The sequence below is a fragment of the Falsiroseomonas bella genome (assembly GCF_003173615.1).
Classification (GTDB): Bacteria; Pseudomonadota; Alphaproteobacteria; order Acetobacterales; family Acetobacteraceae; genus Falsiroseomonas; species Falsiroseomonas bella.
The window spans coordinates 65,942-87,316 of the sequence record NZ_QGNA01000005.1 but is presented as its reverse complement, the minus strand read 5'-3'; the positions used below and the strand labels follow the sequence as shown (position 1 = coordinate 87,316).

The following is a 21,375-nucleotide window of genomic DNA, read 5'->3' as shown; positions in this document are numbered from 1 at the left end:
TGCGCGGGCGGCGAAGCGGCCCGGCCGTGTTGACCGCGGATGCTGCCGGTTCTTCGATGGCCGCACAATCAAAAGGAGTGGACGCCCATGCGCGCCTGGGCCGTGGTGGAATCCCGGAAGCCGCTGCAGGAGATCGAGCTGCCCACGCCGGAGCCGACCGGCAAGCAGGTGCTGCTGGAGGTGACGCATGCCGGCGTCTGCCATTCCGACATCCACATCTGGGAAGGCGAATGGGACCTCGGCAGCCGCGGCAAGATGAAGCTGTCGGAGCGCGGGGTGAAGCTGCCGCTCGCCATGGGTCACGAGATCGTGGGCCGCGTGGTGAAGTGGGGGCCGGAGGCGGAAGGCCACGGCCTCGCCGTGGGTCAGCAGCGCATCGTGTTCCCCTGGGTCGGCTGTGGCACCTGCGCGCGCTGCCGGTCCGAGGACGACAACATGTGCGTCCAGGGCAAGGCGCTCGGCGTGTTCCAGAACGGCGGCTACGCCACGCATGTGCTGGCGCCGGAGCCGCGGCACCTGGTGGATCCGGGCGACATCGATCCCGCGCTGGCCGCGACCTATGCCTGCTCCGGCATCACGGTCTTCTCGGCGATCAACAAGGTGATGCCGATGGAGGCCGACACGCCGATCGTGCTGGTCGGCGCCGGCGGCCTCGGGCTGCAGGCGATCAGCGTGCTCAAGGCGATGGGGCACCGGCGCATCGTCTCGGTGGATGTCAGCGCGGAGAAGCTGGCGGCCGCGAAGCAGGCCGGTGCGAGCGACACGCTCGATGCCAGCCAGCCCGAGGTGGCGAAGCGGCTGATGGATCTCTGCGGCGGCGGCGTGGAGGCGATCATCGACCTGGTGAACGGCAGCGAAACCGCACGCTTCTGCTTCGACGCGCTGACCAAGGGCGGCAAGCTGGTGCAGGTCGGGCTGTTCGGCGGCGAACTGGTGCTGCCGCTGCCGGTGATGGCGATGCGCGCGCTGACCGTGCGCGGCAGCTATGTCGGCAGCCCGAAGGAATTGCGGGAACTGGTGAAGCTCGCTCAGGGCGGCCGCCTCGCGCCGATCCCGATCACCCGGGAGCCGCTGCGCAACGCCGATTCCGCGCTGAACCGCCTGCGCGAGGGCAAGGTGGTCGGGCGCATCGTGCTGACGGCGGAGGCTGCGTAGCCGGCCGGAAAGCCAGTTCTCGCTGCCCCCGGGCGGTGTGAATGACGCGCGCCTGCGCTAGACAGGGCGCGATGCCGGACGATCTCCGCGCCGCCGAGCCTTACGTGCCGCCCTTCCCGGTGCGGCACGAGAAGACGCCTTCGCTGCGCGAGATGCTCCGCATCGCGCGCCGGAACTACCTCGCCGTCTGGCCGCGCGGCGCCTTCAACCACGACGTGATGTTCCGCCGGCTGTTGTTCCGCGACCTCGTCATCTGCAACAGCCCGGAGACGGTGGCCGAGGCCTTCGTCGCGCAGCACGAGCAGTTCCAGCGCAAGAGCCCGCAGCACCGCCACGCGCTGGCGCCGCTGCTGGGCGACGGGCTCTTCGTCTCCGACGGCACGCTGTGGCGCGAGCGGCGGCGCGTCGTCGCGCCGGTCACCCATGCCACGCGCCTGGCCGAGCTCGCGCCCGCCATCACCGAGGCCGCGGCCCAGCGTGCCGCCGCCTGGCGCCGCCATCCGCCGGACCAGCCGCTCGACGTGCTGGGCGAGATGGGCCGCCTGACGGCGGAGATCATCTGCCGCACCATCTTCGGCCGCGCCCTCGGCACCGACGCGGCCGCCGAGGTGGTCGGCGCCTTCGCGGAATACCAGGACCTGGTGGACCAGACCGACCTGCTCTCGCTCGCCGGCCTGCCGGACTGGCTGCCGCGGCCGCGCGGGCGGCGCATCCGGGCGGCGGTGGCGCGCATCCATGCGGTGGTGGACCGGTTGATCGCGGAGATCCTTGATGGCGGCGGCGCGGAAGCCTCGCTGATCCGCGCCATGGCGGAGGCGAAGGTGCCGGGCACCGAAAGGCCGATGGACCGCCGCGCCTTCCGCAACGAGGCGATCGTGCTGTTCATGGCCGGGCACGAGACCACCGCCAATGTGCTCGCCTGGGCGCTGTTCATCCTGAGCCAGGATTTTCGTTCGGCGGCGCGACTGAGTGGCGAACTCGCGCAAGTGCTCGCGGGGCGTGCCGCGAAGTTCGAGGACCTGCCGGACCTGCCCTTCGCGCGCGCGGTGATCGAGGAGACGATGCGCCTCTATCCCCCGGTGCCGCTGCTTTCGCGAGAGGCGATCGCGCCCGGCACCATCGCGGGGCGAGAGGTGAAGAAGGGCACGATCGTTCTCGTCGCGCCCTGGCTGCTGCACCGCCGCCCGAAACTCTGGGACCAGCCCGACGCCTTCGTGCCGGATCGCTTCATGCCCGGCGCCCCGAAGCCCTCGCGCCGCGCCTATGTGCCCTTCAGCGTCGGGCCGCGCGTCTGCACCGGCCAGCATCTCGGCACGGCGGAGGCGGTGATCTGCCTCGCCACGCTGTTCCAGGCCGTCGAGCTGCGCCTCGCGCCGGGGGCGGAGGTGATGCCGGTGGCGCGCCTGACGCTGCGCCCCGGCGAGGCGCTACCCATGCTGCTACGGCCGCGCAGGTGAGCCTCTACGCGCCGCCGCCCTTCAGCCTCGCCGATGCCGTGGCGCGGCGGGCGCTGTGGCGATACTGGGGGCGCGATCCGCTGCGCGGACTGAAGGACGCAGTGATGCAGGCGGTGCTGCGGCCGATGCCGACGGATGCCGTCTCGGCGATCGGGGCGTGGCTCGGCGAGCGGCACGGGGCGGGAAGGCCGCAGACATCGGCCAATATCCGCCACGTGCTGGGGCGCCTGCGGCCGGAGACCGGGGCGGCGGAGCTGGCGACGATGGAGCGCGCCCTGTGGCGGCATCTCGGCCGCGTCGTCGCCGAGTTCTGCGTGCTCGACCGTCTCTGGCCGGAAGGCCGCATCGAGATCGCCGGCGCCGCCCATCTCGAGGCCGCGCTCGGCTCGGGCCGGCCGGTGATCTTCGCCGGGCTGCACGTGGGCAGCTGGGAAGCGCTGCATGCCGGCATCACGGGACGCGGCGTGACGCTGGCGGTCATCTACCAGCGCCTGCCGAGCCGTTTCGAGATGGCGATGGCGAACCGCGCCCGCCGGCGGACCTCCATCCGGCTGCTCGATCCGGTTCCGGGCAGCGCGCTGGAAGCGCGGCGCCTCCTCGCGCGCCGCGAATCGGCGGTGCTGATGTTCGTAGACGAGTATGTCGGCGGCCGGGTGCAGGCGCCCGCGCTCGGGCGCGCCCCACGGCCGGAGGGCAACATCCATCGCCTGGTACGCCTTGCCGCGCTGACGGGCGCGACGGTTCTGCCCGTGCATGCGCTGCGCTGCGGCGACGCGGCGCGGTTCCGTCTGGAGGTGCTGGCGGAGGTGCAGCTGCAACGCCTGCCGCGCGATCCGGCTGCGCTCGCGGCCGACCAGGCGGCGCTGGACGCGGCCGCGGAGGCCTTGGTGCGAGCCCATCCCGAGCAGTGGCTGATGGCCACCAGCTTCTCCTGGGAGCGGTGAGCGAAGCCACCGGGAGTGCGCAGACAGGCGCCGGCTGTTACACGAATCGGTGGAAATCGCCGCCGCGCTGGCCGACTATCCGGGCCAGTACGGATGATGAACAGTAAATTTTCTTTCTTCCGGCGAGGAAACGGGGCGGGCGTTGCGTCCGCGATGGATGGATGCGGCTGATACTTGCTCCCTTGCGCTGGGTGGTGCCGCTGGTCGGGCTGCTCGCCATCGTCATCGGTGCCCTCGATGCGCCTATGCGGGGCGAGCCGCCGCTGGGCTCGATCTTCGGCCGGGAAGAGACCGTGGTGCGCCGCGCCGCGGTGGAGCCCGCCGGCTTCGCACAGGGCCACCCGCGCTACGAGGCGATGGTGGAGGTCGTCTGGCCGCCCGGCTCCGAGGCGACTGCCCGCCTGCGCGGCCTGGCGCGCGAGACCTTCGCCGGCTCGCAGGCGCAGGCGGAGGCGATGCTCGTGGCCTATGCCCCGGGATCGCGGCTGACGGTCCGGGTCTCGGATGGCCTGCCTTGGGTCGACCGCACGGACTGGTTCGCGCTGCTCTGGACCGTCGGCGCGGTTCTGCTCGGCGGGCTGCTGCTGGTGGTGGGCCTGCAACTGGCGCGCGCGCCGCGCGACTGACGCAGCTCAGGCCGCGGCGATGGCGGCGTTCATCGCGCGCACGCCCGCGGCGGGGCCTTCCGGGTGGTTCCAGACGGCGCCGATCACCGCCAGGAAATCCGCGCCGGCGCGCACCAGCGGCGCGCAGTTCTCCGCGGTGATGCCGCCGATGGCGACGCAGGGGATTTCCATCAGCCCCGACCACCATTCCAGCAAGGCCGTGTCGGCCTGGTGGACTGTGTCCTTGGTGGAGGTCGGAAAGAAGGCACCGAAGGCGACGTAGTCGGCACCGGCCTCTCCGGCTTCCATCGCAAGATGGCGGGAGGCATGGCAGGTGACGCCGATCGTCCCCTCCGCGCCGAGCAGCCTGCGCGCCGCGACCGGATCGCCATCCTGCTGGCCGAGATGCACGCCGTCGCAGCCGGATCGCTTCGCCAGGTCCATGCGGTCGTTCATCAGCACCGCCACGCCACGCGGCTGCGCGACCTTCAGGATGCGCTCCGACGCGGCGAGGATCGCATCGTCGGAGAGGCCCTTCAGCCGGATCTGCAGCGCGGCGACGTCGCCGGCATCGAGCGCGCGGGTCAGGTCCTCGGTGGCGAAGCGCGCGGCGTCGGCCAGGGACGGGGGCGTGATGAGGTAGAGGCGGCAATCAGGCATGAAGCCGCTGTAGCCGATTTCACCCGAGCCCGCGCCATGCCAGCTGCGCGCCGAGCAGCAGCAGCGCCGCGAAGAAGATGCGGCGGAACAGCAGGGGCGGGATGCGGTGGCGCAGCAGCGAGCCCAGGCGCTGCCCCGCCAGCGCCGGGATCACCGCGAGCGCGGAGCCGAGCGCCAGCCCCGGCGAGGCGACGCCTTGCCAGGCGAGCGCCAGCGCCAGGGCCAGCGTCGAGGTCAGGAAGGTCAGGCCGAGCGCCTGCACCAGCTCCTCCCGCGCCAGGCCGAGCGCGGCGAGCCAGGGCCCGGCGGGGATGACGGACACGCCGGTCGCGCCCGTCATCAGGCCGCAGGCCAGCCCGGAGGGCAGCGCGGTGAGGCGCTCGGCGCGCAGCGGCAGCCGGAACTGCGGCGTGGCAAGGCCCCAGGCGGCATAGGCCAGCAGCGCGGCGCCGAGCGCGGGCAGCGCCGCCGCGCCCGCCGCGATGACGTAGCTGCCCGCAACGGTGCCGGGCACCACCGCCAGCAGCATCGGCGCGAATCGCCGCAGCAGCGGGCGCAGATGGGGGCCGAGGGACTGCGCGACGTTGGTCAGCACGCCCGGCAGGATGAGCAGCGTCGCGGCCTCGGCCGGCGGCATGAAGAGCGCGAGCAGGCCGATGGAAACGGTGGGCAGGCCAAGCCCGATCACGCCCTTCACAGCGCCGGCGAGCAGGAAGACGAGGGCAACGGTCGGTGCGATCGGGTCCATGCGCCGCAGCATGCACCCTGACGCCGCGGGATGCTTCGGGGCGGGCCGAACTCTTTTATGCCGCGCGCACAAAGGCTTCGCCTTTGCGCCCCTCATACGCCGGGCGCCGCGCATCCGCGCGGCTTGGCTTCGCGGCATAAGCCGCGGCGCGCATTCGCGCGCTCGGCCCTGCGGGCCGCAGGTCGGAACTTCATGCGCTCCGTACTACTGCGTCGCCGGCACCCAGTTGCCGTGGAAGCCGAAGGGCACGCGGTGGGGCAGCGGGATGCGCGCGACCGGGCCCGCACCGATGTGCTGCGTATCCAGCACCAGAAGCTCGCTGCGGCGATGCTCGGCGCGCCAGGCGACGGTGAGCAGCCAGCCATCGCCTTCCGGGGCGTCCGGGGCGCGGGGGACGAAGACGGGCTCCGAGAGGCCGTCGCCGGGCGGCAGCGCGAAGCGGTCGGCGCGCTTCGCCTGCAGGTCGCGCCAGGCCAGGCCGTCGAACACCACGCCGCCGCCGCTGCTGACGGCATAGGCGCCGAAGCGGTTGCGCAGGCCGGTGCGGCACTCGTCGAAGCGGGGGAATTCGGCCGGCGTCTCGTCCAGGATGTCGGTGGCGAAGGCGTCGGTGCCGGCATCGGGGTCGAGCGTCCAGCGCGCGAGCCGCGCCGGCGCGGTGGCGGTGCTGCCGTCGGGGCCGGGGAGAAGTGGCGGCGCGTCGAACTGCATCACGTCGGCGACGATGCGGCCATCCTCCTCGTCCCAGGCGTTCATCACGTGGAAGACGAAGCGGCTTTCCGCGCGGAACCAGCGGAGGGAGGAGACGCCCTCGGCGCGCCGCATCAAGCCGACATGCCCGCCGAGCTCCGGCTGCCAGCGGAAGGGCTGGCCGGTGGCGAGCGCGCGCCACAGGCTGCCGGTGAGCGGCATCACCGGGAACAGCACATGCCGCGCGGTGACGGCGAAGTCATGCACCATCGCGCAATAGCGCGTGCAGAAGCGCTCCAGCTTCCCGATCCGCCCGCATGGCTGCACGGTGCCCCAGTGCATCACCGGGGTGAGCGGGCCGTCGGCGGAGCAGCCGAAGAACAGCAGCTCGCCCGTCGCGGGATCGTGCTTGGGATGGGCGGTGAAGGGGCCGTCGAAGCAGCCGCGGAAGCGCTCGACGCCGCGCGTGTCGAGGGTGTGGGGATCGAGCTCGAAGGGCAGGTGCCCTTCCTCCAGCGCGAGCAGCTTGCCGGCGTGCCAGACGACATTGGTGTTGGCGACGCCGCTGTCGCGGATGCCGAGCCCGGCGAGGGAGGGTTTCGGGTAGCACGGCAGCAGCGCCCGCCCGGCGGCGCGCTCGGCCTGCCATTTGTGGGTGCGGACCCAGCGGTTGCGATAGGCGGCGCGGCCATCGCGGAGGGTGAAGGCGTGGATCATGCCGTCGCCGAAGAACCAATGGCTGTCGGCGGCTTCGGGGAATTGCGGGTTGGGGCCGTTGCCGAACAGCGTGCCGTTGAGCGCGCGCGGGAGCTCGCCGATCACCGGCAGGTCCGGGATGTCGTGCTCGCGGGCGATGGGCGCAAAATTGCCCGCGCGGTGAAACACCGTGCCGTCCGGCATGCCGTGGCCGCTCCAGGAAGGTGGGATCGTTGTCCCTCCAACGCGGCCGAAGCGCGGGCTTTCGCCGGCCGTGCCCGGCCGGCGCATCACGTTCAAAGCATGACAGATGCGGCGCGGGCGGGGTGTCAGGCCGCGAGGACGGAGGGGCGCGCGAGGGTTTCGGGTGTCAGGCCAGGGCGACGGCAGGCGGCGGGGGCGGGTGACGGGCTGGGTGCGGGGTGGCGCGGCGGTGTTTCGGACAAATTGCCAGGGCGGGGGCGTGATGCGCTTTTCGGACAAAGTGCCGGGCGGGGTGCGCGTGCGCATTTCGGACAAAGTGCCGGGGTGGCGGGTGACGGTATCGGGGTGCGTCGCCGCCGGAGGGCGGTTCGGGGGTGGGCGGCGGGTTGGGGGGAGGGGCGGGGCGGCGGCGGGCATCCGGGCAGGATAGACCTGCCGGGGCAGCATAATCCAGGAATAAATGCCTTGAATGCTGGCGCTGGTGGGTGGTCAGCGATGGGCGTCGATCAGGGCGCGCTAAAGGTCGGCGCGGTCGAGCGACCATTCCACGCGGGGAAAATCCGGCATCTCCCGCCCGTCATCAGAGCCGATCTCGGCCGTGATGGCGCGTTCCAGCCTGGCGCGCATCGCCTCCACCAGGGCCGCGTTCGCCACGCGGTCGGCGGCGAGGTTGCGCGTCTCGGCGGGGTCGGACTCCAGGTCGAACAGCTCCACGTCGTTCCAGCGGTATAGCTCGTCGAGCGTCGCGGGACGGTTACGCTGCGTGGGCGCGAAGTAGCGAGTGAAGCGGTATCGCCCGTCAAAGACGCTGCGCAGGCTGCCGCGCTTGGTCAGGTCGGACTGGAAGCCCTGGCGGCGCAGCTCCGCCTTCGGATCCTTGCCCGCGGCGCGCGCGGTCGCCACCGCCTGCCACAGCGACGCGTCGTTGGTGCTGAGCCCGCTGTACGTGAACAGCACGCCCTCCCGCAGCGTATTCGGCCCGGCCGCGCCGGGATTCGCCAGAAGCGGCGTCAGGTCCTTGCCCGGCAGCGCCCGGCCCGCGAGCTCCGCCACGCGCCCCGGCGCCACGCCGGCCATGCCCAGCAGCGTCGGCACCATGTCGATATGGCCCGACAGCGCCCGGCAATCCTGCCCGCCGCGCACATCCGGGTGCGTGACGTAGAGCGGCAGGTGCGTCGTCTCCCGGTAGGCGAAGGGACCCTTGCCGTGCAGCCCGTGCGCACCGGCCATCTCGCCATGGTCGGCCGTGAAGACCACCGCCGTGCGATCCGTGAGGCGCAGCAGGTCGAGCTCCGCCAGCAGCGCCGAGAGCGAGTTGTCCACGTTGCGGAGGCAGTTGATGTAGTAGTCGTGAAAGCGCCGCCAGCGTTCCGGCTCGGGCGGGATGTGGCCGAGGACGATGTTCCACATGCGATGGAACTCGCGATGCGCGGCGGGGCGGCCGGGCGCGTCGAAGGGCTCGGTCAGGGTGGGCGGTGTCGGCGTGTCCCAGGTGGCGCGATACAGCGCATGGTCGGGCGCGCGCTGCGGGCGCTGGATCAGCGTGCCGCTGTCCTGCACCGCCTGGCCAGGCGCATCGGTGTTGAAGAACATCACGTCATGCGGGTTCACCAGGCTGACAAAGAGGGCCCAGGGCTTGCTCTCGCCCTCCAGCACGCGCCCGTGGCGGCGCAGCCAGGTCACGGCGCTGCCGGCGATCAGGTGGTCGAACTGGTAGCCGCCGAGCGCGTGACCGATGATGTCGCCGACGCCGTTGTAGTCGGCGAAGCCGTGCTCCTCCATCTCGCGGGTGAAGAGGCGTTCGGGCTCGGCGGAATCGAAGCTGTCGTTCAGGTGCCACTTGCCCTTGTAGGCCGTGTAGTAACCGGCCTGGCGCAGCATGTGGCCGATGGTCGGGATGTCGGGCGAGAGCTTCGAGATCCACGGGACATCCGTGTTCTCGAACATGCCGTTGTCGGGCGTCTGCAGCCCGGTCAGCAGCACGGCGCGGGAGGAGGTGCACATCACCGCCGGGCAGTGATGCGCATTGAAGGTCACGCCGGCCCGCGCCAGCCTCTCATGCGCCGGCAGGGAGAGGCCGGCTGGCCAGCGTGCGGCATAGCGTTCCTGGTCGGTGAAGACGAAGAGCAGGTTCGGCGGGCGGTTGACGCCGCCGCGCAGCGCAAGTCCGGGCGCCGCGACGGGCTGCGCCCCGGCCGCGCGCGGTGCGCCGAGCCCGGCCACCGCCGCCGCCAGCAGCCCGCGGCGCGAGGGCGCCGTCACCGGGTGCGTTGTTCCGTCCATCCAGGCCAGTCTCCCTGCGGCGCGGCGCCGCCAACCGTTGGCCCAGCGGCGGGCGCGGCGCTAGGCTGACGGTAGTGTCAAATTGACGAAATCGTCAAATTGAAAAACGCTTGTCCTCCTGTCCTGATGCCGGTCGGGGCGTGGCGAGAGGGGCACATGGTTGCGACACGGGCGGAAATCGGGCAGGGCCGGCGGCAACGGACCCGGGCGGCGCTGGTGGAGGCGGCGCTGCGCGTCTTCGCGCGGATGGGCCCGGAGGCGCCCACCGTGGACGACGTCACGGCCGAGGCCCGCGTCGCGCGTGGCAGCTTCTACAATCATTTCGCCAGCTGGGACGCACTGCTGCTCGCGGTCGCCACCGCCGCGGTTGAGCAGATCGAGGCGGAACTGGCCGGCCAACGCGACCTGCCGGATGCCGCCGCCCGGGTTGGGCTGCATCTCCGCGGCTACATACGCAAGGCGGCGGCCGATCAGGTCTGGGGCTGGGCGGTGGTGCGCATGGCGCTCGTCGCCGCGCCCCTCGGGACGGCGATGCGGGCCAACCTGGCGCAGGACGTGGCCGACGGGATCGCCACGGGGCGCTTCACGGTGGCCTCGGCGCAGCTGGCGCAGGACGTCATCCTCGGCGCCGGTATGATGGGCATGCGGAGCGTGCTGCAGGGCGAGGCCGGTGCGGAGCACGCGGACGATGTGGCGGAGGCGGTGCTGCGGGCACTGGGCGTGGGCGACGCCGCGGCGGTGGCGCGCTGTGGACAAGGGGGCGCGGCGCGCGCCTCCCTTCAGCCCGACCCTCTCCCCCCTTGAGGGGGAGAGGGAGAAGCGGGCGAAGCGATCAGCCCTGGTAGATGGCGATGATGTCGGAGAGCAGCTTCAGCGCCTCGGCCTTCGGGCGCTGGAAGGCGTTGCGGCCCATGATGGAGCCATTGCCGCCGCCGGCATGGATCGCGCGGACCTCCTTCAGGATGTCCTCGGTGCCCTTCGCCTCGCCGCCGGAGAACACCACCAGGCGACGGCCGCCGAAGCAGGCCTGCACGACATGCGCGAAGCGCTTCGCGGCGTCATCCTCGACGGCGTGCTTCTCGTAGGTCTTCTTCGCGGCATCGAGGCTGATCGCGGCGGTGGGCGGCTTCACCTTGATGATGTGCGCGCCGACAAGCGCCGCCATGTGCGCGGCATAGGCGCAGATATCGAGCGCCGTCTCGCCCACCTTGTCGAGGCCGGGGCCGCGCGGATAGCTCCACACCACCACGGCGAGGCCGCAGGCCTTCGCCTCGGCGGCGAGCTCGCGCAGCTCCTCCATCATCTCGAACTGGTATTCGCTGCCCGGATAGATCGTGAAGCCGATCGCCGAGCAGCCGAGGCGCAGCGCGTCCTGCACCGTGGCCGTCACGGCCTGGTCCTTGGTGGTGGACAGGCTGTTGGAGCTGTTGACCTTCAGGATGGTCGGGATGGTGCCGGCATAGGTCGCGGCCGCGGCCTCGATCATGCCGAGCGGCGCGGCATAGGCGTTGAGGCCGGCTTCCAGCGCGAGCTCGAACATGTAGCGCGGATCGTAGCCGGCGGGGTTGGGCGCGAAGCTGCGGGCCGGGCCGTGCTCGAAGCCCTGGTCGACGGGCAGGATCACCATGCGGCCGGTGCCGCCGAGCTTGCCCTGCATGAGGATGCGGGCGAGGTTGCCCTTCGTGCCGGGGTTGTCGCTCTCGTACCAGGACAGGATTTCCTGGACCTTCGGCGTCAGGCGCATGGCGGCGTTCCTTCTCTCTTGTCCGGCTCGGCGGCGGTCTGCGGGCGCGATCTACCCTTTGGCGCCGCCGCTGTCATCGGGGGCAGGCGCGTCGGCGGCGAGCCAGGCCATCAACAGGGCACGGCCGCCGGGGCGGCGCAGGTCGAGGCCGGTGAGGTCGAGCGCCGCCGGGCGTTGCGGCAGCAGGACGGCGCCGCATTCGTTGGCCGCGGCTGCGACCGCCGCGTAGGCGGGGCAGGCGGGGTCGAGCACCAGAAGCCGGCACCCGGCGCGCAGCGCGGCCAGCGCATGGCCGGCGCCATCGCCGCAGCAGAGCGCATCCCGCGCCGTCGCCTCCGGCGCCGCGGCGCGGGCCGCCGCGACCAGGGCCAGCCAGCCGGCGGGGCCCAGGCTTGCCGCGGCGCCCGGTGCGGAGAGCAGCAGCACGGGCGTCTCGCCGGCGAGCTGCAGCGCCGCCGCCGCTTCCGCCGCGCTCCGCGCCACCAGCGCCCGTTGACCGTCCGCCCGCCCCATGCAAAGCGTGATGAAGCGCGGTGCGGGCTGCGCGGCAAGCCCTTCGGCTGGCTGCATTCCGCCCCGCTCCGCGGCTTCGGGACTGGGGACCAGGGGTGTCGGGCGCAGGCGCAACAGGTGGAGTGTCCGGCTCCGCCGGAACGGGCGGCAAGGCCGGCCCCGCGGGAACCACGCAAACCGGCCAGGCGCTTGCCCGGCTCGAAGCGGCCGTGGAGCGGCTGGCGCTTGCGGCCGCGAAGCCGCGCGCACCGGCGGCGCCGGGCGAAGGCGTCTCCCGCGCGCAGGTGCAGGCCATCGCCGACCGGCTGGACGAGACCATCGCGCGGCTGCGATCCGCGCTCGGCGAGGAGGATGCCTAGTGGGGCAGGTGACGGTGCGCGTCGGCGGCTACAGCCATCCCGTCTCCTGCGAGGACGGGCAGGAGGCGCATCTGGTCGCGCTCGCCGCCGAGGTGGACAAGCGGGTCAATTCCATCAAGGCGATGGGCGGGCAGTTCGGCGAAAGCCGGCTGCTGCTGCTGGCCTCCCTGCTGCTGGCCGACGAGGTGCATGACCTGAAGGTGGCGGTGGCGCAGGCGCGCACCGGCGGCGCGGGTGCGGCGGAGGCCGAGGATCCGCGGCTCGCGGAACGGATCGCCCGTATCGCCGATCGCATCGAGGGCATTGCGGCGAACCTCGACCGCGCCTAACTCATTCGGGCGAGGCTGCCCGGTGCGTGAGGCATTTCATCCCCCGGGGCCAATGAGCATCCTCCGGGAGCTGGCTCTGACCGGATCGTGGTCCGGTTATCCGGCGCCCACCTGCAAAGCAGGTCTCAGGAGGGCTGACCGCCAACGGCCAGGGCGGCTTCGCGCTTAGTTTTTGCCTCAGTCGCCGGCGCGCCCTTCGGGCGCTTGGCTTTCGCGCCGCAGACATGGCGCGCCGGTGGGCGCTGTCGGTCGCCGCGCGGCGGCCGCTGTGCGGCCGTTCCTGGCTCTTCTCCTGGGGGCCCGACCGACCTTGGAATCCTGCCCCGTCCTCCTCGCCGAACTGAAGGCCGAGGCCCGCGCCGTCGCTCTGGCGCGGCGCGCATCGCTCGATCCTGCGCTCGGTGCCGCCCTGGTCCGCGTGGTGCTGGATCACATGCCTCCGCCGCCAGGCGCGGTCGTCTCCGGCTTCTGGCCGATGGGGCCGGAGATCGACATCCGGCCGCTGCTGCTCGCCCTGCACGATCGGGGCCACGCCATCGCGCTGCCGGTCACGCCGAAGCGCGGCAACCCGCTGCTGTTCCGCCGCTGGCGGCCGGGCGACGAACTCGCCCGCGGGCCGCTCGGCACACGCCAGCCGGGGCCCGGGGCCGAGGCGCTGACGCCTGACTACCTGCTGGTGCCGCTGCTGGCCTTCGATCGCGCCGGGCGGCGGCTGGGCTATGGCGGCGGGTATTACGACCGGACGCTGGCCGCGCTGCCCGGCGCCACGGCGGTGGGATGCGCCTATGCGGCGCAGGAACTTGACGAAGTGCCCGCCGGGCCCGAGGACGCCCGCCTGCAGGCCATCGCCACCGAGGCGGGGCTCATCATCCCGGAAGGCTGACCGCGACCTTGCGCATCCTCTTCCTCGGCGATCTCGTCGGCCGCAGCGGGCGCGACGCGGTCACCACCGCCTTGCCGGGGCTGCGCGAGAGCCTCGCCCTCGATTGCGTCGTGGTGAATGCGGAGAATGCGTCGCACGGCTTTGGCCTGGCGCCGGACATGGCGCGCGCGCTGCTCGCCGCCGGCGCCGATGCGATCACGCTCGGCAACCATGCCTGGGACCGGCGCGAGATTATTCCGTACATTGAGCAGGAGCCGCGGCTGCTGCGGCCGATCAATTATCCCCCTGGCACGCCCGGCCGCGGCGCGCAGGCCGTTGAGCTGCGCGACGGGCGGCGCGTGCTGGTGATCAACGCGATGGGGCGGCTGTTCATGGAGCCGCTGGACGATCCCTTCCGCGCCGTGCAGCAGGCGCTGGTTCCCCACCGCATGGGCCTGGGCGGCACCATCGCCGCCGCCGTGCTGGATTTCCACGCCGAGGCGTCGAGCGAGAAGCTCGCCATGGCGCACAGCTACGATGGGAAGCTCTCGCTGGTGATCGGCACGCACACCCATGTGCCGAGCGCGGACCACCAGGTGCTGCCGGGCGGCACTGCCTACATGACCGATGCCGGGATGTGCGGCGACTACGACAGCGTGATCGGCATGGAGAAGGGCGGGGCGAGCCTGCGCTTCTGGAAGAAGGTGCCGGGCGAGCGACTGGCCCCGGCGGAAGGTGCCGCGACGATCTGCGGCCTGCTCGTCGAGACCAACGACGCCACCGGCCTTGCGACGCGGGTCGCGCCGCTGCGCATGGGCGGGCGGCTCAGCCAGGCGATGCCGCAGTGACGATGCACGACGCGGTGATCTTCGATTGCGACGGCACGCTGGTGGACAGCGAGACGCTGTCGGCCGAGCTGCTCTGCACCTTGCTGTCCGAACTCGGCCACGCGGCGGAGCCGGCGGACATCCTCGGCCGGTTCCGCGGACAGCAATTCGCCCGCAGCCTTGCCGATCTCGAGGCGCGCTACGGCGTGCTGCCCGAGAATTTCGGCGACAGTTTCCGCACGCGCTCAGTGGATCTCTACCGGGAGCGGCTGCGCGAGATCGAGGGCGCGGCGGCGCTGCTCGCGGCGATGACGCATCCGGCCTGCGTCGCCTCGAACGCGCCGCGCAACAAGATCGAGCTGTGCCTGGACGCGGCGGGGCTCGCGCCGTTCTTCCCCGCTTCGCGCGTGTTCAGCGCCTATGAGGTCGGCGCCTGGAAGCCCGACCCCGGCCTGTTCCTGCATGCGGCGGAGGCGATGCGCGCCGCGCCTTCGCGCTGCCTGGTGGTGGAGGACAGCGCGCCGGGCGTCGCCGCGGCGCTCGCCGCCGGGATGCGCGTGGTCGCGCTGCTGCATGAGGAGGCGCCGGACTGGCTGCCTCAGGGCGTGCCGGGCATACGCTCGCTGGCGGAGCTGCGCGACTTCCTTTGAGGAGCCGCTACACCGCCCGGCTGTGCCGCGCCTGGCTGGCGCCGAGGCGGGCGTCGAAGCAGGCGGCGACGTGGCGGACGAAGCGGCGGCCCGCCTCGGTCACGCTGAGGCGCCCGGCTTCCAGCCTAGCGAGCCCGTCGCGCAGCAGCGGGGCGAGGCGCGGCTCCGCGCTCTCCCACACCGGTGCGGGAACGGTCGCGAGGTCGAGCGTCAGGTCGCACATCACCTGCTCGATGATGCTGCGGCGGATGCGGTCGTCCTCGGTGAGCGCGAGGCCGCGCGCCACGGGCAGGCGGCCGCCCTCCACCGCCGCGAGCCAGCCGCGCTCGTCGGGGTTGTTCTGGGCATAGCCCTGCGGCAGCGCGCCGATGGCGCTGGCGCCGAGGCCGAGCAGCACCGGCGCGCGATCCGTCGTGTAGCCCTGGAAGTTCCGGCGCAGCACGCCGGCGCGCTGCGCGACGGCCATCGGGTCCTCCGGTCGCGCGAAGTGATCGAGGCCGATTGCGACGTAGCCGGCTTCCAGAAGCGTGCGCTCGGCGGTCTCGGCCTGCTCCATCCGCGCGAAGGTGTCGGGCAGCAGCGCCTCCTGGATCGCCTTCTGCGCCGGCTTCATCCAGGGCACATGCGCATAGCCGAAGACCGCCACGCGATCCGCACCCATCTCGGCGGCGAAACGCGCGCTGGCGGCGACATGCGCGCTGTCCTGGCCGGGCAGGCCGTACATCAGGTCGAAATTGATGGCGTGGATGCCGGCGCCGCGCAGGCGCGTCACCGCGCTCTCCACCATCTCCCGCGGCTGGATGCGGCCGGCGAGCTTCTGGACCTCCGGGTCCATGTCCTGCACGCCGAGGCTGGCGCGGTTGAAGCCGACGCGGCCGAGCAGCGCGACGACGTCATCCTCCAGCGTGCGCGGATCGAGCTCGACCGAGAGTTCGGCATCGGGGCGGAAGGCGAAGCGCGCGCGCAGCGCCTCCATCACTTCGGCGAGGCCCGGCGCGCCGATCGCGGAGGGCGTGCCGCCGCCGAAATGCAGCGACTCGACGGGAAGCTGCGCCGGCAGTGCCGCGGCGAGCAGCCCGATCTCCTTCACCAGCCCGGCCGCGTAGCGCGAGAGCCGCGCCTGGTTGCGGGTGATCGCGGTGTGGCAGCCGCAATACCAGCAGAGCTCCTTGCAGAAGGGGATGTGGAGATAGAGGGAGAGCGTGTCGCCCGGCCGGATCTCCGCAAGCCAGGCCCGGTAGGTCGCTTCCTCCAGCGGGCCGAAATGCGGCGCGGTGGGGTAGGAGGTGTAGCGGGGCAGGTTCTGGCGCGCATAGGCTTCGAGCCGGGCGCGCGGATCGGGGAGGGCGTCCATGGCGGGCAGCCTGCCGCAGAGGCAAGGTCGCCGCCTTGCGCCGGATCAAGTTTTCTGACCGCTCAGCCCTCGGCCGCCTCCAGCGCCGCCATCCGCGCCGCCAGGTCGTCCTCGGCGCAGGCCATGACGGCAACCACCCCGGCGCCGACCCGCCGCTCCGCCCGGTCGCCGAGCGGGACGCCGTCGCCGGAATCGAGCTCCACCACCACGCCATCCGGGCCGGCAACGGCCTGCAGCACCACGCCGGGGCGATCCTCCGCGGCCAGGTGCAGGCGCCGCCACGGAGTCTGCTCCGCGCCGCGCGCGCGCAGGCGCAGCGCGATTCCGCCCGGCGGGCCGCGCAGTTCCAGCAGCACGCGCACGGGCGTGCCCGCCGGCACGTCCAGCGGCAGCATCAGCGTGGCGAGACCGTCGCGGGTCCAGCAGCCCCAGGCTTCCTGCCACCACCAGCCCAGCCCTTCACGCACCGCCTCGGCCCAGGCGGTGGCGAGGCTCGGGGGTGGCGGGGCGGCGGCGAGCGACAGGCGCTCGCCGGCCGGGAAGGCGGGGCGCGGCGGCGGCGGCGGCTGCGGCGCGGCGAGGCTGGCCAGCGCCTCCGCGGCCGCAACCGGCCATTCGCGCATCGCCGCGGCGCGGTCGATGCGGGCTTCCAGCGCGGCGCGATACGCCGGATCGGTGGCGAGGCGCGCCAGCGTCTCGACCAGCGCCGGCAGGTCGCCGGGCGGGAAGAACACCGCGCCGGGCGCGCCGGATTCCAGCAGGCCGCTATGCGCCGGCACCACGCACAGCTTGCCCGCCGCCAGGCTCTCGCTGACTGGGAGGCCCCAGCCCTCGTGGAAGGAGTTGTAGACGGTGAAGAGGCAGCGCGCGGTGAGCCCCGCCAGGGCGAGGTCCGAGACGCCGGAGATCACCTGCACCTTGCGCCGCAGCTTCGCCGACCGCTCCAGCAGGCCGAGCGCGCCTTCCGCCCGCCAGCCGGGCCGGCCGACGCAGAGCAGCCGCGGCACCTGATCCGCCGGCAGGCGGCGCAGCAGCTCGAGCCAGGCCTGGAACACCATCAGGTGGTTCTTGCGGCTTTCCAGGGTGGCGACGAACAGCACGAAGGGCGCATCCGCCTCGTCGAGGTCCAGCGCGTCGGCGGCGACAAGGGCTGCCTCGCGCGGCGGCGGCGGCTCCGCGGCGAGCGGGATCACGGAGGGCGCGGTGCGCAGGCCGAGCGGCGCGCCGTGCCGCACCACGTCGCCCGCCGTCGCGCGGGAGTTGGCCAGCAGCAGGTCGGCATGCAGCGCCAGCGCGGCGAACCAGCGCGCATAGAGCCGCGCGGTCAGCTCCAGGCAGTGCTCCGGCATGGCGAGCGGCACGCAGTCATGCAGGAACGCCGCGTAGCGCAGCGGGACACGGCGGCGGAGCACCCGCAGGCCGCGGAAGTAATCCTCGATGCCCCAGGCATTGCCGAGGCTGGCGAGCGTCGCGCCGGGCAGGATCGGCGCATCGGGCGCCGCATCGGCGGCGCAGAGCATGGCGGTGGCGGCGCGCCAGGCCGGGTCCTCGGCGGCGGCGCCGATGCGCGAAAGGGCCAGCACTTGCCGGAACTGCGCGATGTCCACCTGCCACCAGCGCCAGGCGGAGGGATCATAGGCGACGAGCAGAAGCGGCGCCGGCGGCGCAGGATGTTCCAGGATGCCGCCGACGAGCCCCATCTGCACGCGCTGGATGCCGGTGGGCGTGCGCGCATCGCGCAGGTAGTCGAGCAGGTCCGTCACGTCGAAGGCGAACTGCGTCGGCGGGCCTTCGGGCGGCAACGGCAGGGCGGCGGGCGATTCGGGCGGGGCGATCCGGTGGCGCAGCAGCGCGGCGAGGCGGCGCAGCAGCGGCGCATCGGGCGCGATGGCACGGGCGCGCGCCATGGCCTCCGCGGCTTCCAGCCCGTTGCCGAGCCGGCGCAGCAGCTCGCCTTCCTGGAAGACGGGATCGAGCGCGTCCGGCGCCAGCGACGCGGCGTGGCGGTAATGGCCGAGCGCCTCCTCGTGGCGGCCCTGTTCCTTCACCGCGTGGCCGAGCTGGACGTGGATCTGCCAATGCCGCGGCCGTTCGGCGAGATAGGCGCGGTAGGCGCGCTCCGCCGCCGGCCAGTCGCGCGCCTCGCGCAGCGCGTCGCCGGCGTCGAGCAGGGTCTCGGGCGAGGCCTCGGCGGAATCCATCCCGCCGGGTCTAGCGCATCGGGCCGTCAGGCGGGAACGGCGGCGCGCGCGGGCAGGCGGACGCCCTCGGCGGAGAAGACGTGCCAGGCTTCGGGCGGCAGCCGCACGGGCAGGGTCTCGCCGATATGGCCGGCGGCGATCGGCAGGCGGGCGACGAGGCTCTCGCCGCCGGGCAGGCGGCCATGGATGACGGTCTCGGAGCCGAGCGGCTCGACCAGCTCGACGGCGAGCGGCAGCGCATCCGCGCCGTCCGGCCGGTGCTCCACATGCTCGGGGCGGATGCCGATGGTGATCGTGCTGCCGTCGGCGCCGGCGCGGGCGCCGTCGGCGAAGGGCAGGGTGGGGCCGGCCTTCAAGCTCGCTGACCGCCCAGCATCGGAGATGCTGGCCGCAAGAAAATTCATGGCAGGGGAGCCGATGAAGCCGGCGACATAGGTGTCGGCCGGGGTGCCCCAGACCTCCATGGGCGAGGCGACCTGGGCGGCGCGGCCCTGGTGCATCACGACCAGCCGGTCGCCGAGGGTCATCGCCTCCACCTGGTCATGCGTGACGAAGAGGCTGGTGACGCCAAGGCGCTTCTGCAGGCGACGGATTTCGGCCCGCATCTGCACGCGCAGCTTGGCATCGAGGTTGGACAGCGGCTCGTCGAACAGGAACAGCTTTGGCTCGCGCACCACGGCGCGGCCCATCGCGACGCGCTGGCGCTGGCCGCCGGAAAGCTGGCGCGGCTTGCGGTCGAGCAGCTGCGAGATCTCCAGCATCTCCGCCGCCTCGCCCACGCGGCGGCGGATCTCGGCGGTCGGCATGCCGCGGATGCGCAGGCCATAGGCCATGTTGTCGAAGACGGACATGTGCGGATAGAGCGCGTAGTTCTGGAAGACCATGGCGATGTCGCGGTCCGCCGGCTCGAGCCGCGTGACGTCGCGGCCGTCGATCAGCACCGCGCCGGAGCTGGGCGTTTCCAGGCCGGCGACGATGCGCAGCAGCGTGGACTTGCCGCAGCCCGAGGCGCCGACCACGACGATCATCTCGCCATCGGCGACGTCGAGGTCGATGCCGTGCAGGACCTGCGTGGCGCCGAACTGCTTCTTGACGGCGGAGAGGGTGAGGGTGGCCATGGCTACTTTTCCGTCTCCGTCAGGCCCTTCACGAACCAGCGCTGCATCAGGATCACCACCGCGACGGGCGGCAGCATCGCGAGCACCGCGGTCGCCATGATGACGTTCCACTCGTTCTGCTGGTCGCCCGAGCCGATCATCTTCGTCATGCCGACCACCACCGTCTCCAGGTCCTTGTCGGAGACAATCAGCAGCGGCCAGAGATACTGGTTCCAGCCATAGATGAAGAGGATGACGAACAGCGCCGCGATGTTCGTCACGCTCAGTGGCAGCACCACGTCCTTGAAGAAGCGCAGCGGGCCCGCGCCGTCGATCTTCGCGGCTTCCACATATTCGTCGGGAATGGTCAGGAAGAACTGGCGGAAGAGCAGGGTCGCGGTCGCGGAGGCGACGAGGGGGATCACGAGGCCGGCCATGGAGTTGGTGAGCTGGAGGTTCACCATCACCTCGAAGGTGGGGATGATCCGCACCTCGACCGGCAGCATGAGCGTGATGAAGATCAGCCAGAAGCAGACCATGCGGCCGGGGAAGGAGAAGAACACCACCGCATAGGCCGAGAGCAGCGAGATCGCGATCTTCCCGACCGCGATCAGCACGGCCATGTTCAGGCTGTTCCACAGCATGAGCCAGACCGGCACGCCGAGCGTGGTGCGCGTCTGCGCGCCGCCGGTGAGCCAGGCGGAGACGTAGTTCGCCACCGCCTCGCCGCCGAACCAGAGCGGCACGTCGCCGCGGCCGATCGTGTTCACGTCATGGGTCGAGCCGACCAGGGTGATCCAGATCGGGAAGGCGAAGACGAGCACGCCGAGGCCGAGCACGGCATGGGCGAGCCAGCGGCTGCGCGCCTGGCGCCGTTCGGTGGCGCGGGCGAGGGCGAGGTCCTCTGCGGTGGTGTCGCGCATCAGCATGGCGCCGCCCCATACAGGGAGAAATGGCGGCCCGCGTCAGCGGGCCGAGCGCGCGAATGCGCGCCGCGCACAGACCATCCGCAGGGTCCGGCTCGCCAGCCGCCTGCGCGAAAGGCAAGCCCGCGGAGCGGGCGCCCGCCGTCTGAGGGCACCATCAATAATGCACCTTCCGCTCGATGAACCGGAACTGCACGGCCGTCAGCGCGATCACGATCGCCATCAGCACGACGGATTGCGCTGCGGAGGCGCCGAAGTTCAGGTTCTGCACGCCGTCCACATAGACCTTGTAGATCAGCGTGGTCGTCGCCTGGCCCGGCCCGCCCTGCGTCAGGGCGTGGATCGTGCCGAAGGTGTCGAAGAAGGCGTAGACGATGTTGACCACCAGCAGGAAGAAGGAGGTGGGGGCAAGAAGCGGGAAGATCACGGTCCAGAAGCGCCGCGTCGGGCGCGCGCCGTCGATCGCGGCCGCTTCCAGCACGCTGCGCGGGATGGATTGCAGCCCGGCGAGGAAGAAGATGAAGTTGTAGCTCACCTGCTTCCAGGCTGCGGCGATGATCACCAGCAGCATCGCCTGGTTGCCGTTCACCTTGTAGTCCCAGGGGATGCCGATGCCGTTCAGGAAGCGGCCGAGCAGGCCGATCTGCGGATGGAACAGGAACAGCCACAGCACGGCGGCGACGGCGGGCGCGACGGCATAGGGCCAGATCAGCAACGTCTTGTAGGCGCCCGAGCCGCGGATCGCCTTGTCCGCCTGCACGGCGAGGAAGATCGCGACGCCGAGCGCCGAGAAGGCGACGGCGGAGGAGAATATCACCGTGTTCCAAACGGCGCCGAGGTAGTTCGGGTCTGAAAGAATGTCGGCAAAATTCTCGAGCCCGACGAAGTCGCGCGAGAGGCCGAAGGCGTCCTCGCGCAGGAAGGACCCGTAGATCGCCTGGCCGGCGGGCCAGAAGAAGAAGACGGCGGTGATGACGAGCTGCGGCAGCAGCAGCAGGTAGGGCAGGGCCACCCCGTTGAAGATCACCTTCTTCCGCACGCGCGGCCACTCCCCCTCGAACGCGCAAGGGG

21 protein-coding genes and 1 other RNA gene are annotated in these 21,375 nt (G+C 72.1%); 11 read left to right on the top strand and 11 right to left on the bottom strand.

Annotated elements, in window-relative coordinates:
* Positions 1-87: 87 nt before the first annotated feature.
* The 4 genes from DFH01_RS21115 (at position 88) to DFH01_RS21100 (ending at position 4,182) form a co-directional block, all read left to right on the top strand.
* Positions 88-1,155 carry an alcohol dehydrogenase gene (locus DFH01_RS21115; RefSeq protein WP_109872499.1) on the top strand — a complete coding sequence of 356 codons (1,068 nt, stop codon included), beginning with the start codon at positions 88-90 and terminating at the stop codon, positions 1,153-1,155.
* Positions 1,156-1,226: 71 nt separating this feature from the next.
* Positions 1,227-2,612, top strand: a complete 1,386-nt coding sequence (locus tag DFH01_RS21110) for a cytochrome P450 (protein ID WP_233256220.1) — start codon at positions 1,227-1,229, stop codon at positions 2,610-2,612.
* On the top strand, positions 2,609-3,556 hold the full coding sequence (locus DFH01_RS21105) for a lysophospholipid acyltransferase family protein (RefSeq protein WP_109872498.1): 948 nt from the start codon (positions 2,609-2,611) through the stop codon (positions 3,554-3,556). Before DFH01_RS21110 ends, DFH01_RS21105 begins: the two co-directional genes overlap by 4 nt.
* A 182-nt stretch (positions 3,557-3,738) precedes the next feature.
* Complete coding sequence (locus tag DFH01_RS21100; protein ID WP_158287845.1) at positions 3,739-4,182, top strand: hypothetical protein; 444 nt, start codon at positions 3,739-3,741, stop codon at positions 4,180-4,182.
* 6 nt (positions 4,183-4,188) lie between these two features.
* Here the strand turns inward: DFH01_RS21100 and thiE are convergent, their stop codons facing one another.
* From thiE to DFH01_RS21080, 4 genes are all read right to left on the bottom strand, one after another.
* The gene (thiE, locus tag DFH01_RS21095) at positions 4,189-4,821 is read right to left on the bottom strand and encodes a thiamine phosphate synthase (RefSeq protein ID WP_109872496.1); all 633 of its coding nucleotides are present in this window, start codon (positions 4,819-4,821) and stop codon (positions 4,189-4,191) included.
* Positions 4,822-4,840: 19 nt separating this feature from the next.
* Positions 4,841-5,569, bottom strand: coding sequence for a sulfite exporter TauE/SafE family protein (locus DFH01_RS21090; RefSeq protein WP_199231334.1), 729 nt, complete (start codon positions 5,567-5,569; stop codon positions 4,841-4,843).
* Between the two features lie 204 nt (positions 5,570-5,773).
* On the bottom strand, positions 5,774-7,159 hold the full coding sequence (locus DFH01_RS21085; RefSeq protein WP_109872494.1) for a carotenoid oxygenase family protein: 1,386 nt from the start codon (positions 7,157-7,159) through the stop codon (positions 5,774-5,776).
* Between the two features lie 516 nt (positions 7,160-7,675).
* On the bottom strand, positions 7,676-9,442 hold the full coding sequence (locus tag DFH01_RS21080; RefSeq protein WP_109872493.1) for a sulfatase family protein: 1,767 nt from the start codon (positions 9,440-9,442) through the stop codon (positions 7,676-7,678).
* Between the two features lie 156 nt (positions 9,443-9,598).
* Between DFH01_RS21080 and DFH01_RS21075 the strand changes: the two genes are divergently transcribed.
* Complete coding sequence (locus DFH01_RS21075; RefSeq protein WP_158287844.1) at positions 9,599-10,246, top strand: TetR/AcrR family transcriptional regulator; 648 nt, start codon at positions 9,599-9,601, stop codon at positions 10,244-10,246.
* Positions 10,247-10,274: 28 nt separating this feature from the next.
* Here DFH01_RS21075 and DFH01_RS21070 read toward each other — a convergent pair whose 3' ends face one another.
* Both DFH01_RS21070 and DFH01_RS21065 read right to left on the bottom strand, forming a co-directional pair.
* Positions 10,275-11,186, bottom strand: a complete 912-nt coding sequence (locus tag DFH01_RS21070) for a class I fructose-bisphosphate aldolase (protein WP_109872491.1) — start codon at positions 11,184-11,186, stop codon at positions 10,275-10,277.
* Positions 11,187-11,237: 51 nt separating this feature from the next.
* Complete coding sequence (locus DFH01_RS21065; protein WP_109872490.1) at positions 11,238-11,756, bottom strand: hypothetical protein; 519 nt, start codon at positions 11,754-11,756, stop codon at positions 11,238-11,240.
* 65 nt (positions 11,757-11,821) lie between these two features.
* Between DFH01_RS21065 and DFH01_RS21060 the strand changes: the two genes are divergently transcribed.
* From DFH01_RS21060 to DFH01_RS21035, 6 genes are all read left to right on the top strand, one after another.
* Positions 11,822-12,058: a hypothetical protein gene (locus DFH01_RS21060; RefSeq protein ID WP_109872489.1), complete on the top strand. Its 237-nt coding sequence runs from the start codon at positions 11,822-11,824 to the stop codon at positions 12,056-12,058.
* Entirely contained in the window at positions 12,058-12,387 is a 330-nt protein-coding gene (gene zapA / locus DFH01_RS21055; protein ID WP_109872488.1) for a cell division protein ZapA, read from the top strand. The genes DFH01_RS21060 and zapA overlap by 1 nt, the downstream gene beginning before the upstream one ends.
* 9 nt (positions 12,388-12,396) lie before the next feature.
* A non-coding RNA gene (gene ssrS, locus DFH01_RS21050) (6S RNA) lies at positions 12,397-12,551 on the top strand.
* Positions 12,552-12,697: 146 nt separating this feature from the next.
* Positions 12,698-13,270 (top strand): 5-formyltetrahydrofolate cyclo-ligase, encoded by a 573-nt coding sequence (locus DFH01_RS21045; protein WP_199231333.1) that lies wholly within the window; start codon positions 12,698-12,700, stop codon positions 13,268-13,270.
* Positions 13,271-13,278: 8 nt separating this feature from the next.
* Complete coding sequence (locus DFH01_RS21040; protein WP_109872487.1) at positions 13,279-14,097, top strand: TIGR00282 family metallophosphoesterase; 819 nt, start codon at positions 13,279-13,281, stop codon at positions 14,095-14,097.
* A gap of 2 nt (positions 14,098-14,099) precedes the next feature.
* Complete coding sequence (locus DFH01_RS21035; RefSeq protein WP_109872486.1) at positions 14,100-14,726, top strand: HAD family hydrolase; 627 nt, start codon at positions 14,100-14,102, stop codon at positions 14,724-14,726.
* Between the two features lie 7 nt (positions 14,727-14,733).
* Here DFH01_RS21035 and hemN read toward each other — a convergent pair whose 3' ends face one another.
* From hemN to ugpA, 5 genes are all read right to left on the bottom strand, one after another.
* Positions 14,734-16,080 (bottom strand): oxygen-independent coproporphyrinogen III oxidase, encoded by a 1,347-nt coding sequence (hemN, locus tag DFH01_RS21030; protein WP_109872485.1) that lies wholly within the window; start codon positions 16,078-16,080, stop codon positions 14,734-14,736.
* 62 nt (positions 16,081-16,142) lie between these two features.
* Positions 16,143-18,281, bottom strand: a complete 2,139-nt coding sequence (locus DFH01_RS21025; protein ID WP_109872484.1) for a glycosyltransferase — start codon at positions 18,279-18,281, stop codon at positions 16,143-16,145.
* Between the two features lie 26 nt (positions 18,282-18,307).
* Positions 18,308-19,399 (bottom strand): sn-glycerol-3-phosphate ABC transporter ATP-binding protein UgpC, encoded by a 1,092-nt coding sequence (ugpC, locus tag DFH01_RS21020; protein WP_109872483.1) that lies wholly within the window; start codon positions 19,397-19,399, stop codon positions 18,308-18,310.
* 2 nt (positions 19,400-19,401) lie between these two features.
* Positions 19,402-20,301: a sn-glycerol-3-phosphate ABC transporter permease UgpE gene (ugpE, locus tag DFH01_RS21015; RefSeq protein WP_109872905.1), complete on the bottom strand. Its 900-nt coding sequence runs from the start codon at positions 20,299-20,301 to the stop codon at positions 19,402-19,404.
* Between the two features lie 160 nt (positions 20,302-20,461).
* The gene (gene ugpA / locus DFH01_RS21010; RefSeq protein WP_109872482.1) at positions 20,462-21,343 is read right to left on the bottom strand and encodes a sn-glycerol-3-phosphate ABC transporter permease UgpA; all 882 of its coding nucleotides are present in this window, start codon (positions 21,341-21,343) and stop codon (positions 20,462-20,464) included.
* Between the last annotated feature and the right edge of the window lie 32 nt (positions 21,344-21,375).

Excerpts from the sequence above, each read along its gene's own strand:
- DFH01_RS21115 (WP_109872499.1), top strand. The coding sequence starts at position 88 with ATGCGCGCCTGGGCCGTGGTGGAATCCCGGAAGCCGCTGCAGGAGATC.
- DFH01_RS21110 (WP_233256220.1), top strand. The coding sequence starts at position 1,227 with ATGCCGGACGATCTCCGCGCCGCCGAGCCTTACGTGCCGCCCTTCCCG.
- thiE (WP_109872496.1), bottom strand. The coding sequence starts at position 4,821 with ATGCCTGATTGCCGCCTCTACCTCATCACGCCCCCGTCCCTGGCCGAC.
- DFH01_RS21090 (WP_199231334.1), bottom strand. The coding sequence starts at position 5,569 with ATGGACCCGATCGCACCGACCGTTGCCCTCGTCTTCCTGCTCGCCGGC.
- DFH01_RS21085 (WP_109872494.1), bottom strand. The coding sequence starts at position 7,159 with ATGCCGGACGGCACGGTGTTTCACCGCGCGGGCAATTTTGCGCCCATC.
- DFH01_RS21080 (WP_109872493.1), bottom strand. The coding sequence starts at position 9,442 with ATGGACGGAACAACGCACCCGGTGACGGCGCCCTCGCGCCGCGGGCTG.
- DFH01_RS21075 (WP_158287844.1), top strand. The coding sequence starts at position 9,599 with ATGGTTGCGACACGGGCGGAAATCGGGCAGGGCCGGCGGCAACGGACC.
- DFH01_RS21070 (WP_109872491.1), bottom strand. The coding sequence starts at position 11,186 with ATGCGCCTGACGCCGAAGGTCCAGGAAATCCTGTCCTGGTACGAGAGC.
- DFH01_RS21065 (WP_109872490.1), bottom strand. The coding sequence starts at position 11,756 with ATGCAGCCAGCCGAAGGGCTTGCCGCGCAGCCCGCACCGCGCTTCATC.
- DFH01_RS21035 (WP_109872486.1), top strand. The coding sequence starts at position 14,100 with ATGCACGACGCGGTGATCTTCGATTGCGACGGCACGCTGGTGGACAGC.
- hemN (WP_109872485.1), bottom strand. The coding sequence starts at position 16,080 with ATGGACGCCCTCCCCGATCCGCGCGCCCGGCTCGAAGCCTATGCGCGC.
- DFH01_RS21025 (WP_109872484.1), bottom strand. The coding sequence starts at position 18,281 with ATGGATTCCGCCGAGGCCTCGCCCGAGACCCTGCTCGACGCCGGCGAC.
- ugpC (WP_109872483.1), bottom strand. The coding sequence starts at position 19,399 with ATGGCCACCCTCACCCTCTCCGCCGTCAAGAAGCAGTTCGGCGCCACG.
- ugpE (WP_109872905.1), bottom strand. The coding sequence starts at position 20,301 with ATGCGCGACACCACCGCAGAGGACCTCGCCCTCGCCCGCGCCACCGAA.